This is a genomic window from Lentisalinibacter sediminis, assembly GCF_040706615.1.
Classification (GTDB): domain Bacteria; phylum Pseudomonadota; class Gammaproteobacteria; order Steroidobacterales; family Woeseiaceae; genus Lentisalinibacter; species Lentisalinibacter sediminis.
Map to the genome: position 1 here is coordinate 522,932 of NZ_JAPDRF010000003.1, position 12,454 is coordinate 535,385.

Annotated in this window: 12 protein-coding genes; 2 read left to right on the top strand and 10 right to left on the bottom strand. The window is 69.0% G+C overall.

Annotation, left to right across the window (positions count from 1 at the left end):
- Window positions 1–20 precede the first annotated feature (20 nt).
- The 3 genes from ACJMKX_RS07290 to ACJMKX_RS07300 all read right to left on the bottom strand — a co-directional run bounded on the left by ACJMKX_RS07290 (window position 21) and on the right by ACJMKX_RS07300 (window position 3,475).
- Window positions 21–1,457 (bottom strand): aldehyde dehydrogenase family protein, encoded by a 1,437-nt coding sequence (locus ACJMKX_RS07290; protein ID WP_405223127.1) that lies wholly within the window; start codon window positions 1,455–1,457, stop codon window positions 21–23.
- A 43-nt stretch (window positions 1,458–1,500) separates the two neighbouring features.
- A complete protein-coding gene (locus ACJMKX_RS07295) occupies window positions 1,501–2,412 on the bottom strand; it encodes a DUF1838 family protein (RefSeq protein ID WP_405223130.1) in 912 nt (303 codons plus the stop codon).
- Between the two features lie 73 nt (window positions 2,413–2,485).
- Window positions 2,486–3,475 carry a threonine ammonia-lyase gene (locus ACJMKX_RS07300; RefSeq protein WP_405223133.1) on the bottom strand — a complete coding sequence of 330 codons (990 nt, stop codon included), beginning with the start codon at window positions 3,473–3,475 and terminating at the stop codon, window positions 2,486–2,488.
- A 102-nt stretch (window positions 3,476–3,577) separates the two neighbouring features.
- Between ACJMKX_RS07300 and ACJMKX_RS07305 the strand changes: the two genes are divergently transcribed.
- Window positions 3,578–4,372, top strand: a complete 795-nt coding sequence (locus ACJMKX_RS07305) for a DUF1295 domain-containing protein (protein WP_405223136.1) — start codon at window positions 3,578–3,580, stop codon at window positions 4,370–4,372.
- A 12-nt stretch (window positions 4,373–4,384) separates the two neighbouring features.
- Here ACJMKX_RS07305 and ACJMKX_RS07310 read toward each other — a convergent pair whose 3' ends face one another.
- From ACJMKX_RS07310 to ACJMKX_RS07330, 5 genes are all read right to left on the bottom strand, one after another.
- Complete coding sequence (locus ACJMKX_RS07310; protein WP_405223139.1) at window positions 4,385–4,726, bottom strand: 4a-hydroxytetrahydrobiopterin dehydratase; 342 nt, start codon at window positions 4,724–4,726, stop codon at window positions 4,385–4,387.
- Between the two features lie 52 nt (window positions 4,727–4,778).
- Window positions 4,779–6,230, bottom strand: a complete 1,452-nt coding sequence (locus tag ACJMKX_RS07315) for a TolC family protein (RefSeq protein WP_405223142.1) — start codon at window positions 6,228–6,230, stop codon at window positions 4,779–4,781.
- Window positions 6,227–7,258 (bottom strand): efflux RND transporter periplasmic adaptor subunit, encoded by a 1,032-nt coding sequence (locus tag ACJMKX_RS07320; protein ID WP_405223145.1) that lies wholly within the window; start codon window positions 7,256–7,258, stop codon window positions 6,227–6,229. The genes ACJMKX_RS07315 and ACJMKX_RS07320 overlap by 4 nt, the downstream gene beginning before the upstream one ends.
- 10 nt (window positions 7,259–7,268) lie before the next feature.
- Window positions 7,269–9,020, bottom strand: a complete 1,752-nt coding sequence (locus ACJMKX_RS07325; RefSeq protein ID WP_405223148.1) for an ABC transporter transmembrane domain-containing protein — start codon at window positions 9,018–9,020, stop codon at window positions 7,269–7,271.
- Between the two features lie 93 nt (window positions 9,021–9,113).
- The gene (locus tag ACJMKX_RS07330) at window positions 9,114–9,677 is read right to left on the bottom strand and encodes a GNAT family N-acetyltransferase (protein WP_405223151.1); all 564 of its coding nucleotides are present in this window, start codon (window positions 9,675–9,677) and stop codon (window positions 9,114–9,116) included.
- A 104-nt stretch (window positions 9,678–9,781) separates the two neighbouring features.
- On the opposite strand from ACJMKX_RS07330, the gene ACJMKX_RS07335 reads away from it, so the two are divergent.
- Window positions 9,782–10,294, top strand: coding sequence for a GFA family protein (locus tag ACJMKX_RS07335; RefSeq protein WP_405223153.1), 513 nt, complete (start codon window positions 9,782–9,784; stop codon window positions 10,292–10,294).
- Between the two features lie 41 nt (window positions 10,295–10,335).
- Here the strand turns inward: ACJMKX_RS07335 and ACJMKX_RS07340 are convergent, their stop codons facing one another.
- Window positions 10,336–11,517, bottom strand: a complete 1,182-nt coding sequence (locus tag ACJMKX_RS07340; protein ID WP_405223155.1) for an alpha/beta hydrolase-fold protein — start codon at window positions 11,515–11,517, stop codon at window positions 10,336–10,338.
- Window positions 11,518–11,684: 167 nt separating this feature from the next.
- Complete coding sequence (locus ACJMKX_RS07345) at window positions 11,685–12,434, bottom strand: DUF456 family protein (protein ID WP_405223158.1); 750 nt, start codon at window positions 12,432–12,434, stop codon at window positions 11,685–11,687.
- Window positions 12,435–12,454 lie beyond the last annotated feature (20 nt).

Genomic DNA, 12,454 nt, shown 5'->3' on the forward strand with positions numbered 1-12,454 from the left:
GCGGTCCGGCTCTCAGCCGCTCATGGGCGGCCGTGACGCTCGGCCAGCGCCTCGATGGTGGCGGGCGCGTTCTCCTGGCGGATCAGCGCGCGCCGGCGCAGGAAGCGCCGCATGCCGGCCGGGCCCATGCGTGAGCCGCCCAGGCCGGAGTACTTGAACGAATCCTTCTCCGCCTCGTAGAACTGGGCAGTCATCGCCCCGTCGTTCAGGCTCACCGCACCGGCTTCCAGTTGTCGGCCCACGGCCTCGGCCTCCCCCAGGCTGCCTGCCAGAACCGCGGCCGAGAGGCCGAACTCGCTGTCGTTGGCGAGCGCGATGGCCTCCTCCAGGGTATCGAACGGCATCACCGGGATCACCGGCCCGAAGGTCTCCTCGCGCATCAGTGCCATCTCGTGATCGACGCCCGTGACCACCGTCGGCCGGATCCAGAGGCCGCCGCCGAGGTTCTCGATCTCGCCGCCCGCGACGATGCGCGCGCCCCGCGCCACCGCCTCTTCCAGCTGCGCGCGGATGGTCGCCGCCTGCCGTTCGAAGATCAGCGGGCCGATGTGGCCGTCGTGGATGTCGGGCCAGTTCAGCGCCACCCGCTCCGCCGCAGCGACCAGCTCGGCGACGAACTCGTCGAAGATCTCGCGCGCGACGTACACCCGCTCGATGGACTGACAGGCCTGTCCGGTCGCCGTCACCGACGCTCGCAGCGCCGTGGCCGCCGCCTGTTTCGGGTCGGCGCTCGCCAGCACGATCATGGGGTCCTTGCCACCGAGCTCCAGGAACGCGGGGATGAAGCGGGCGGCCGCCGCAGCGCCCACCTTGCGCCCGGTGGCCACGCTGCCGGTGAAGCACACGGCGTCCACGTTGTCGATCAGCGCCGCGCCGGTGGCGCCGTCGCCCTGCACGAAGCCGAGCACGGTATTGAGCGCCGGCACCTCTGCCAGCGCCGCGGCCAGTGGCGCGACGAAGCGTGGCGTCACCTCGCTCGGCTTCACCAGCACCGCGCAGCCCGCGATCAGCGCCGGTATGGCGTCGATGAGCGACAGCGTCAGCGGGAAATTCCAGGGGCTGATGGCGCCCACCAGCGGCACGGGCACCAGCTGGGTGCGGTAGCTGATCCCCGGCACCGAAGACGAGCGCAGCGGCTCGGCCAGTATCTCCGGCGCGAGCCGCGACCAGCGCTGCACGGTGCCGGCAACGCCGCCGATCTCCGCCACGGAGACGAAATAACGACCGGTGTCGGCGACCAGGGCATCCAGCAGCTCTTGCCGACGGCGATCGACCGCGGCGACCCATTCGTTCAGCACGCCGACGCGCTCTTCGAGCGGCCGCGCCGCCCAGTCGGCCTGACCCGACCGCAGGCGGGCCGCGGCGGCGGCGACGGTCCCGGCGTCGGCCGCCGCGATCCGGTAGTCGCGCTCGCCGGTCCGCGGGTTACGGACGTCGAGCAGACGCTCGTCGCTCATGGCGTTCCGCGGCCGTCTGCGGCGTCCTGACGAGGACGGAGGATCAGTGGCGGGACTCCGTTTCCTCGCGCGCTTCGCGGCGCTGCTCCATCACGCTGCGGAAGTAGGACCAGCTGGTGACGTTGCGGCGGGCATCGTCCACCGGCGGCGGCTGGCGATAGATCGGGTAGTTCTCCTCGATCTGCGCCTTCATCGTGTCCGAGAGCTCGTCGTAGCCGTTGATCTTGAGCCCCGCCGTGTGCATGTAGATGTCGCCGTGGCGGCCGCCCATCTTCATCCAGGGCAGCCACTGGGAACGGCGCACCCAGCCCACACGGACGTCCGCGGTGTCCTTGTCGGCGTCCACCAGGTCGTCGATGTCGCCCAGGAAGTTGAACATCTCGGTGGCATGATAGGTGCCGCCGACGTAGGGCTGGTAGTCGCCGCCGAGAGGGTTCGGGTAGAACAACGGCACCGTGATGGTCATCCACCAGGCGTTGTTCTTCGTCGACAGGCCGACCTGGTAGGGCTCGCCGTCGGCGGTACGCTCGAAGGTGGGCCGGCCGTTCACCGGGTCATTGGTAACGTGCATCACCTCCACCGTCTCGCCGGTCCAGGGGTTCTTCCATTCCTCCAGCACCTCGCCGGTCTCCGGGTCCTTGTAGAGCAGAATCTCGCGGCTCACGAGCCGGTAACCCTCGCCCCGCTCCGGGTCCGTGATGGTGCCGCACTGGCGGACATTCATGCCCTCCACCAGGAAGAGCAGCCGGTCGGCCTCGCCGGGCACCCGGCTGTAGGCACGGCCGTGCCACCAGTAGTAGATCGGCTTCTCATCTTCCAGGGAACACATGATCTTGCGCTGGGCGGCCACCGCCCCCTCGCCGGTGGACAGATCGAGCTCCGCCGACTGGACGGCGGGCGCCGCCAGGCAGGCAATCACGGCAACTGCGATCGAAAAAATCGGTCTCGGACTCACGTGCATTCCTGTTCTCCTTCTCGCTGGTCCCGCATGGCCCGCCGGCAGCTCCCCCGCAGGCGTCCAAAGCTTATCACGCCGCCCCGCCTCCGGTGAGCCGACAGAAATCGTCCGCAGCGACGTTGCCACCGGACAGGACCACGACGCTCGTGCCGCCGCTGTCCACCCTGCCCGCGAGCAGCGCCGCGAGGGCCACGGCGCCGCCCGGCTCCAGTACCAGGTGCAGCTCCTCGAAGGCATAACGCATGGCGTCGACGGCCTCCCCGTCCGTGACCGTGAGCGCGCCGGCCAGCCGGCGTGCGAGCACCGGGAAGGTCAGGCGTCCCGGCGAGGGGGTGAGCAGGGCGTCGCAGACGGAGCGGGCCTCCGGCGCCACCGTCTCGCGCCGGCCGCTGGCGAGCGAGCGCGCCGTGTCGTCGAACGCGGCGGGCTCGACGGCCCAGATATCGGCCTCCGGCGCGAGCGCCTCGGCGGCCAGCGCGATGCCGGCGCTGAGTCCCCCGCCGCCGCAGCAGACCAGGATGCGGTCGGGTACCGCACCGAGCGCCCGGGCCTGGCGGCAGATCTCCAGCCCCACCGTCCCCTGGCCCGCGATCACCGCGTAATCGTCGTAGGAAGGCACCAGCGTCGCGCCCCGTTCCGCAGCGATGGCCCGGCCGATGGCCTCCCGGTCCTCCCGGTAGCGGTCGTAGGGCCGAATCTCCGCGCCGAGGCGTCGCGTGGCCTCCAGCTTGCGCCGGGGGGTGTCCTCCGGCATCACGATGGTGGCCTGCATGCCCAGCAGGCGGGCCGCCTCGGCCACACCCTGGGCGTGATTGCCGGAGGACCAGGCGACGACGCCCCGCTCCCGCTCCTGCGGCGGGATCTGTGCCAGCCGGTTGCAGGCGCCGCGGATCTTGAACGAGCCCGTGCGCTGCAGGCATTCCGCCTTCAGCAGCACGCGCCCGCCGACCCGCTCGTCCAGCGCCGGCAATTGCAGCAGCGGCGTCTCCAGCGCCACGCCAGCGATGCGCGCAGCGGCAGCCTCGATAACCGCCAGGTCCGGTTCGCGCCCGGCCGTCACGGCGACACCGCCCGCGCCGAACCTGTTACGCTCGACTCTGCGTCGGAGGCCGATCCGGCGACGAACGATATAACCTGTCCCGGCGCGAAGGAGCCGTCATTCATGCACGAACTGCCACTGGTCCTCGGCACGACCCTCATCGTCACCCTCGTCTGCTTCTTCGTACTCTGGTTGCTGAGCATACCGCTGAAGAACGCCAGTATCGTGGATATTTTCTGGGGGCCGGGCTTCGGCGTCATCGCCGTGGTCGCCTGGTTTCTGGCCGACGGCGCCCCGGCGCGGCAGAACCTGCTGACGGCGCTGACCGTGATCTGGGCGGCCAGGCTCGGCCTCTACCTCGCCTGGCGCAACATCGGCCACGGGGAGGATCCGCGCTACCGCCGCATGCGCGAGAAGACCGAGGCCGCCGGTGGCAACTTCGCGACGGCGAGCCTGTTCAAGGTATTTCTGCTGCAGGGCGTGCTGATGTGGCTGATCTCCACGCCCGTGCAGGTGGGCCAGGTCTACGATGAGCCGGCCGGCCTCGGCCTAGTCGCCGCCATCGGCGCGGTCCTGTGGCTGGTCGGCTTCCTGTTCGAGGCGCTCGGCGACTGGCAGCTCGCCCGCTTCAAGGCCGACCCGGCGAACGAGGGCGAGGTGATGAACCGTGGCCTGTGGCGCTACACACGCCATCCGAACTACTTCGGCAACGCCTGTCTGTGGTGGGGCCTGTTCATCATCGCCTGCGAGAACCCGGTGGGCCTGTGGACGATCTATGCCCCCGTCGCCATGACCTTCCTCCTGCTGAAGGTCAGCGGCGTCAGCCTGCTGGAGCGCTCGCTCAAGAAGACCAAGCCCAAGTACGAGGACTACGTGCGGCGCACCAGCGCGTTCTTCCCGCTGCCGCCCAAGGACTAGGGCCGGCGGACCCTAGGCGCCCGCAGCCAGCCGGTCGATCTTGGCCGCGCAGATGAAGTCGTTGTCCGAGAGGCCGTCGATGGCATGGGTGGTGTAGCGCACCAGGCAGCGGCCGTAGCTCACCTCCATGACCGGATGATGGCCCTCCACCGTCGCCACCCAGGCCACCGCGTTGGTGAAGGCGATGGTGCGCGCGAAACCCGTGAACTCGAAGTCCCGGCTGATGGACTTGCCGTCTCCGGACAGGTTCCACTCCGGGTCCAGGCCTTTCATCAGCGCCCGGGCCTGCTCCGCGCTCAGCGGTTCCACGCCGCCCTCGCAGGGTCTGCAGTGTCTTTCCGCCAGTTCACTCATGCGCTGTCCTCACGTTGTCGGGAAGCCGGGCTGCAGAGTCTAGCGCATACGCTCAGAGCGCCGATGCGGCACCTTCGAGACCGAGCCGGGACAGGTTCACGGTAGCGGCGTCGTAGCTGCCGCGCGCGATCCGTGCCGTCAGTTCCGCGTCGAGATAGCGGATGCGGGCATCGGCGGCCGCCTCCTCGCGCAGGTTCACCAGGAAGAAATCGCTGGCGCCGCTCTCGAAGCGCCGCACTTCGGCCTTGCGCAACAGCTCGGCCTGCTCCACCTCCTGCTCCGCCAGCGACAGCAGCCGTTCGGAAACCTCGAGGTCCAGCAGCAGGTTGCGCACCTCGAGCTCGATCCGGTCGGCCACCAGCCGCCGTTCCTCCCGCATCGCATCCACCTCGGCCCGGGACTGCAGCAGTCGGCCCTCGGCCCGGCGCTGCTGCAGCGGCACGGAGAACGTGAAGCCGAGTACCGTGTCCGTGGTGTCCCGGGACGGCCCGCCCTCGGCCACGGAGCCGAGAGGCTGGCGCAGCTCCAGATTCAGGTCGAGACGCGGCCTCAGGTCGTTGGCCCGGAGCTCGATGCGCCGTTGCTCGCGCTCGATGGCCAGGCGCAGGAGCTCCAGCTCGGGGCGCCGGTTCAGCGCATCGGAGACCGCGCGCGCAGGCGGCGGCAGCTCGCGGGACGGCGCGTTCGCCTTGCTCGGGGGCAGCGCTGCGTAGGACGGGACGACCGGCGCGCCTGATTCGTCGCGGTAGTAGAGCGAGAGCCGGTTGGCCGCCATTGCGAGATCGCGTTCCGCCATCATCACCCGGATGCGTCGGCGGGTGATGTTCTGCTGGTTCTCCGTGAGGAATATGCGCGCCCGAGCGCCCCGTGCCACCTGTTCGGTGAGCCCGTCCCGCCGCTCCAGGGCGATGCGCAGCAGATCCCGGTATACGGCCAGTTGCCGGCCCGCGGCGACCCAGCGCCAGTAGGCCTCCAGGGCGCGCTGCTGCACCCCGATCCGGGTCAGCAGGAGGTCGAACTCGGTCTCGCGCGCCTCCAGGTAGGCGTCCGCCTGCCGGAAGCGGCGTTCGTCGATGTTGCGGTCGCGCAGCAGGGAGAACAGGAAGCCGACCTTCACCGCGCCGCCGGTGTTGGTGTAGCGCTCGTCCTCGTAGACGGGGAACGTACCGTCGGAGAGCTTGTAGCCGGCATACAGGCTGCCACCGAGCGGACGCAGCGGCTGGCGCACGGTGCCCTCCACCGCGGTGCCGTCGTAGAAGCCCCCGAGACGGCTGAAGCCGTCTGCGGCGAAGACCAGGTCGAACTCGCCCGCCGCCTCGGTCACCCGCCCCGCCGCGGCACGCCGGGCGGCGAGACCCTGCACGATGCCGGGATAGTGCACCCGTGCGGAGTCCAGGACGTCCTGCAGCCGCAACCCGGACACGGGCTCGCCGGCCCGCGCGGCCGTCAGCGAGGCCGCCAGCGCGAGGAGGCCGCAGAAGACCGCCCGCGGCCGGTTCGTCACTGGCCGCCTCCGCCGGAGGCGCCCGCCGGCAGCCTGGGCGGGAAGTTGTTAAGCAGCCGCCAGAGCTCGTAGCCCACGGCGACCGTGTCCAGCAGCACCCAGCCGCGCGCCGTGGAGCCGAAGCGCACGAAACGCTCGTCGGGCCACGGGGTCTCGAAGTCCGGGTCCTCCGTGACCAGGATGCGGAAGCGGCCGTTCGCCTGCGCCGTGGGGTCGACGGCCACCACCTTGCCGCCGAACGTGCCCACCGCCACGGACGGCCAGCCGCTGAACTGCACGGCAGGCCAGCCCTCGAACTGCAGCCGTACGTCCGCACCCTCGCGGACCAGTGCGATGTCCCGCCCGTCGACGAAAAGCTCGATCGCCCGTTCCGCGTTGTCCGGCACGAAGGTGGCTACCACGTCGCCGGCCTTCACGAAGGTGGCGGCATCGCCCGCGTTGACCCGCAGGATGACGCCGGCGCGCGGCGCGCGGACGATCTGCACCGACTGGCGGGTCAGGCTGACATCGAGCCGGTTCAGCTCGGCGGCCGCCTCCGCCAGACGCGAGCGCAGCTCGTCCACGCGGATGCGGGCCTGTTCATAGTCCCGACGCGCGGCGAGACCCTGTTCGTACAGCTCCTGCATGCGTCGCATGTCGATCTCAGCCGTCTGCATGGCCGAGTCGGCCGCCGCGAGCTTTGCCACCACCTGGTCACGCTCGGCCTGCAGCCGCTCGAGGAGCTGGGGGTCGATGTCGGCGATGCGTACGATCGGGTCGCCCACCGCCACGTGGCTGCCGTCGCGCACGTACCACTCCTGGATCCGTCCCGGCACCAGCGCGTTGATCTCCTGCAGGCGGTCGTTGGGATTGAGCGCCGTGACGGTGCCCGCACCCTCGGTCGTCTGCACCCAGGGCACGAATACCAGGAACAGTGCCACCGCCGCGGTGCCGATGGTGATGATCCAGCCGATCACGCCCATGACCCGCGGCACCTTCTGGGCCTGCAGCGTCCTGAAGTAGCCGATGTGCTGTTTGCGGAAAGGCATGTCTCGCTCCCTAGCCGGCAGGCACCGTGCCCGGCATGCCGGCGGCGCCCTGCCGTCGATCGTTGGCTCCGGCGAGCCGCTGCTCGAGTTCGCCGAGGCTGCCGAACAGCTGCTGTTCCCGGTAGCCGAGATACAGATAGTGATCGAAGCCGAGCTCCCGCGGCCGGCTCGAGAAGTAGAGCACGGTGGTCGGCGTCTCCTCCTGCAGCACGTCGAGGGAGCGGCGCAGGCAATCGTCGGTCATGGTGTCGAAGAGCTGGCCGAGCACCAGCACCCGCGGTTTGGCGATGATGGCGGCGGCGAGCTTCAGCTGCATGGTCTCGGTGATGGTGAGGGGCCAGCCCGTCGCCGCCACCCGCGTGTCCAGACCCTCCTCCAGGCGCGAGATGGCGGCATTCAGGCCCACGGTGTCCAGCGCCGCGAGGATGCGGGCGGAGGAGGCGCCGTCGCCGCTCAGATGCAGGTATTCACGGATCGTCATCTCCACCGTGTTGGGCCGGTCGAGGACGATGATCCGCTGGCGCAGTTCGTGCACCGGGATGTCCATGATGTCGTTGCCGCCCAGCGTCACGTAGCCGCCGGAGGGGCGGATGTGGCGTTTCAGGAAGTTGGTGACCTCCCGCTGCACGCCGTGCGCCTCGGCCACGCCGAGCACCCGTGTGCCGCCGGGGATGGCGAATGACAGCGTCGTGATCAGCCCGCGGGCGTCGCCCCTGGCCTCCACGAAGGCCACGGAGGAACCTCCCTCGTACGGCATCGCCTCCTCCGGCGGGTCCTCCTGTTCGACGGTATAGAACAGCGACAGCTCGTCCAGCGCGGCGCACAGCTCGTAGAAATAGGCGAGATAGATCCCCAGCTGGGAGAGCCCGAAGAAGACCACGGAGAGGACCAGCTCGGCCGCCACCAGCTGCCCCAGCGACAGCTCTCCCTGGATCACCAGCCAGCCGCCGAGCCCCAGCAGTCCCGCGCTCGCCGCGGCATAGAGGAACAGGAACCCCAGCGTCTGGGCGAAATGATGGCGGAAGTGGGCGATGTGCCGGTCGATGTACTCGGCCGTCACCGCGTCGGTGCGGCTGAAGGCCTCGGCGATATGGCGCTCGGACTTGAAGAAACCGTTCGACGCTGCGAGCCCCTCCAGCCAGGCGGCCGTGGCGTGCTTTTTGTTGGAGACCTCGACGGCGCTCTTGATGGCCCTGCCGCCCCAGACCAGCCAGATGACCCAGATGAACAGGATGATCACCAGGTTGAAGGCGAGGAACAGCGGGTGATACATGGATACCAGCACGAAGCCCACTGCGGCCTGCAGGACGACGGTGAAACCGCCCACCAGCAGGTTCGGGACGGTCTTCTGGACGATGATGATGTCGAAATACCGGTTGAACAGCGCGCCCTTGCTGTAATCCTGGAAGAACGGGTTCAGCGCGAATACCGAGCGCACCGCGATCTCCGACACCATGCGGGCGTAGAAGCGCCGTCCGAACAGGTCCATCAGGTGTATGCGCAGGGCGTTCAGCAGCCCCGAGGCCAGCAGCAGGCCGAACAGCGTGAGCGAGAGCATGACCAGCGGGGCGGTCAGCCCCGTATAGGCGATGGTGTTCACCAGCATCTGCACCGAGATCGGCACCGCCAGCGACAGTACGCCGATGCCGATGCCGTAGACGATGGCGAGCGTGTAGTAATTGCGCTCCGGCGCCAGCAGCAGGCCGAAATTGGAGAATATCTCCCGCAGGGTGGTGTGCCTGGTCAGTGCCTGATCGCTCATGTTCTTCCGTTCCCTCGGCTGCCCTCGTGACGCACCGCAACAGTTTTTAGCATATCGCAGAGCCGAAAACCCGCCGGCACCGCTGCGCTGCGGCTAGGACCGGGGTCGGTCGGCGCGGCCGGTACCGTAGAGGACGATGTCTTCCGGCGGCCCGTCCTCGGCCAGGACCTCGCGCGCGACGCCCTCCTCGCGCATGCCGGTCTTCGCGAGCACGCGTCCCGAAGCAGGATTTCGCAACAGGTGGTGGGCGTGGATGCGTTCGAGGCCGAGCCGGGAGAAACCGTAGTCGACCACCGCAGAGGCGGCCTCGGTGCAATAGCCCCGGTTCCAGTAAGGCACGCCGACCCAGTAACCGAGTTGCGCGGTGCCGCGCGATTCCGGGTCCAGGGTCAGACCGATCGAGCCGATCAGCGTGCGCTCGCCACGCAGCGTGATCGCAAAATTCACCAGCCGTCCGGCGGCGAAACCGCGCTCCTGGCTCTCGATCCAGGCTTCCGCCACGCCGTCTGCGTAGGGATGCGGGATGTTCCGGGTGGTATCGGCAATGGCCCGCTCACCGGCGAGCCGCTGCACTTCGGCGGCGTCCGCGGGCTCGAAGGGGCGCAGCAGGAGGCGCGGCGTCTCCAGCGAAGGTCGTCCCGGATCACTCCTGCCCATCGGTCCAATCGTCCTGCTCACTGCCACGGCCGCGGGTGTGACCGTATCGCGCTCCGCGCGGTTTCGCTAGCATGGCGGGGCGGGAGCGGCCACCGGATCGAAACATGGGCGGATCGGAACAGGGTGACGCCGGCGCATTCGGACCTGCGTACGCATCACCCCGGGATACGGGCTTCGGGGCCCGTTACAGCGCCGGCTGCCACTGCGGTGCCGTACGCTACGAGGTGCGCGCCGATCCGGTGGACGCAAAGATCTGCCATTGCCGCGACTGCCAGGTACTGCACGGCGCACCCATGCAGTGGGCGGCGATATTCCACAAGCGGGACGTGCGCATCACGGCCGGGATCGATTGCCTGCGTTTCTACACGAGCGGGCCGGGACGGGCGGAGCGCATCCTGCCCTGCAAGGTCTCCTGCGGGCGCTGCGGGACCCCGATCGCCGACGAGGGACGGCGGATGTGGCTCGCCTTCCCGGAACTGTTCGACTTCGGCCAGCCCCGGCGGATACCGGACGCGTTCCGTCCGACCTGTCACATCTTCTACCGCATGCGGGTGGTGGACGTGGACGACGAGCTGCCGAAGTGGGCCGGCCACAAGGACCGCTCCGGCCTGCTCTAGCCTGCTCGCGCCTGCTCCAGCCTGCGCTGAGCCCGGCTTCGTCAGCCCTCGCCGGCTGCGGCCGTCTCGAATTGCGTCTTCAGCAGCCTGAAGCGAGCCAGTCGGCTCGGCAGATAGTCCCCTGTCTCGCCGAGACGAATGGCCTCGTCCATCGCGACCACGGCCTCGCCGTGACGCCCGAGCGTCGCGAGGATGACAGCGTGATTGGCGGGTATCTCCGGATGCGACGGAAACGCCCGGCGGAGCTGAGTCATGATGGCCATCGCCTGATCTTCCAGCCCGTCCGCGGCTAGGCTCATGGCGACCAGCGAGTAGGGAGTCCTCTGGGGGTGGAACCGGAAACCGAGCGCCTCTCGTCGAGCCTCGAACCATTCGTCGACCGCCCCTTCCCCGGCCTCTCGCGCCGCGGCTGCAAGCTCCTGCTCCGATTCCCACGTCGGAAACAGGCGGTCCATTGCGCGATGCACGCTCGGCGGCACGGCGGTGAAATGAGTGGTTCTCGGTATCACTTCGTAGTGCCATTCCAGCGACGGCGGAGCCAGGCGCTCGAGCAACGCGGCGAACTCGTGCCCGGCAGGGACCGTCTCGCCGCCGTCGGCTTCGGCGACCGACATGTAGAGAAAACCGTCCAGGTCTTCTCCTCCCTCGAGTGTTTCCTCCGCCGCCGCGAATAGCACACGGTCGGCGACCCAGGTGCTGGTACCGACGACGATCCAGGCATCGAAAAGCTCCGGTGCCTGCAGCATCGCATGCAGTCCGAAAGTACCGCCGAACGAGTGGCCGAAGTAAATGCGCCCGCCGTTCGTGCGGTAACGGCGGTCGAGGGCCGGCAGGATCTCTTCGCTCAGGGCGCGCAGGAAGGCGTCCGCGCCGCCGGTACCCGGGAAGTTGGGATCCACCGCCGGTACGTAGTCCCGGTTGCGATCCGTGTTCACGATGCCCGCGATGATCATGTCCGGGTACCGGTCGCCCGTAAACTCCAGATAGGCGCGAACCAGATCGAAATTCCAGTCGGCATCGGTCAGGAACAGGAGCGGATAGCGGCGTTCGCCCGTCTCGTAGCCGTCAGGCAGGCTGACGTGAAGCCGACGATCTTCATCGAGTATCTGCGACTCGATGGTGACGGAGTCGAATTCCGGTGCGCGAACTTCCGCAGCCACCGCTGCGCCAAACCATGGAGGCCATGCGAGCGTCACGCACAGCGCAGCGAAAAATCTCTTCATGCTCTCCCCCTCTCGCCGGATCTCGCGGCTTCGAATCTGCCGCGATCCCTGAATGCGACCGGCGCGGCGACCGGAAAGTTCACGGGCGGGCCTCTCCCACGAGAAAGGCGGCTGCCGTCGCCGGCAGCTGCCTCTTCTCGCCGCATATCCCGTCCGGTTTGCCTCTCTCAGCGAGTCTCCGCCACCCGCTGCGCGCCATCCTCCGGCACGTACAGCGTCAGGCTGACCCGCCGCTCGAGGGCATTGCGGTCTGGATCGCTTTCCACGCTTGCGGCCTCGCCGTGGGCATTCGCCGTGACGCGGGCGGCGGGGATGCCGCCGGCGGTGAGCAGGCCGCGGACATGCTCGGCCCGGCGTTCGGACAGGGACTGATTGTAGGCTTCCTCGCCGCGCGGATCGGCCCACGCGTCCAGCCTGATCTGCACCGAGGGCAGCGCCGCGAGCACACGGGCCAGTTCGTCCACCCGGTCCGCCGTCTCGGCATTCAGTTCGTCGGCCTCGGTGCGGAACAGCAGGTCCATCTCGATGCCCGTCTTCATCAGCTCCAGCATCTCGGGCGCACCGCTGGCGACCAGTGCCTGCAGTTCCGCGCCGACCTTCCTGAGGTCGCCGTCGGTGGCTGCCAGTTCGGCCTCCATCCGGTCGAGACGCTCGCGCGCAGCCGTCAGCTCGCCGCTCAGGGTTTCGTTGCGCACATCCTTCTCGTGGTACATGTCACCCAGTTTTGCGCCCAGCGCGGCACCCACCAGGAATCCGACCGGGCCGCCGGCGGCGGCGCCCACGACGGCGCCGGTGCCGAAGCCGATGGTTTCCTGGCGCGAAGCCTCGGCGGCCGAGGCCGGCTGCACCGCCGCGGTAACGCCGAGGGCGAGACTCGTGATCAGGACCAGGGATTTGCTCATGCCTTTCGTCTTCATGTCGTCATTCTCCTGCGGCG

Bases quoted from the DNA above. Each gene is read 5' to 3' on its own strand.
- ACJMKX_RS07290 (WP_405223127.1), bottom strand. From the start codon at position 1,457: ATGAGCGACGAGCGTCTGCTCGACGTCCGTAACCCGCGGACCGGCGAG.
- ACJMKX_RS07305 (WP_405223136.1), top strand. From the start codon at position 3,578: ATGCACGAACTGCCACTGGTCCTCGGCACGACCCTCATCGTCACCCTC.
- ACJMKX_RS07310 (WP_405223139.1), bottom strand. From the start codon at position 4,726: ATGAGTGAACTGGCGGAAAGACACTGCAGACCCTGCGAGGGCGGCGTG.
- ACJMKX_RS07320 (WP_405223145.1), bottom strand. From the start codon at position 7,258: ATGCCTTTCCGCAAACAGCACATCGGCTACTTCAGGACGCTGCAGGCC.
- ACJMKX_RS07325 (WP_405223148.1), bottom strand. From the start codon at position 9,020: ATGAGCGATCAGGCACTGACCAGGCACACCACCCTGCGGGAGATATTC.
- ACJMKX_RS07330 (WP_405223151.1), bottom strand. From the start codon at position 9,677: ATGGGCAGGAGTGATCCGGGACGACCTTCGCTGGAGACGCCGCGCCTC.
- ACJMKX_RS07335 (WP_405223153.1), top strand. From the start codon at position 9,782: ATGGGCGGATCGGAACAGGGTGACGCCGGCGCATTCGGACCTGCGTAC.
- ACJMKX_RS07340 (WP_405223155.1), bottom strand. From the start codon at position 11,517: ATGAAGAGATTTTTCGCTGCGCTGTGCGTGACGCTCGCATGGCCTCCA.
- ACJMKX_RS07345 (WP_405223158.1), bottom strand. From the start codon at position 12,434: ATGAAGACGAAAGGCATGAGCAAATCCCTGGTCCTGATCACGAGTCTC.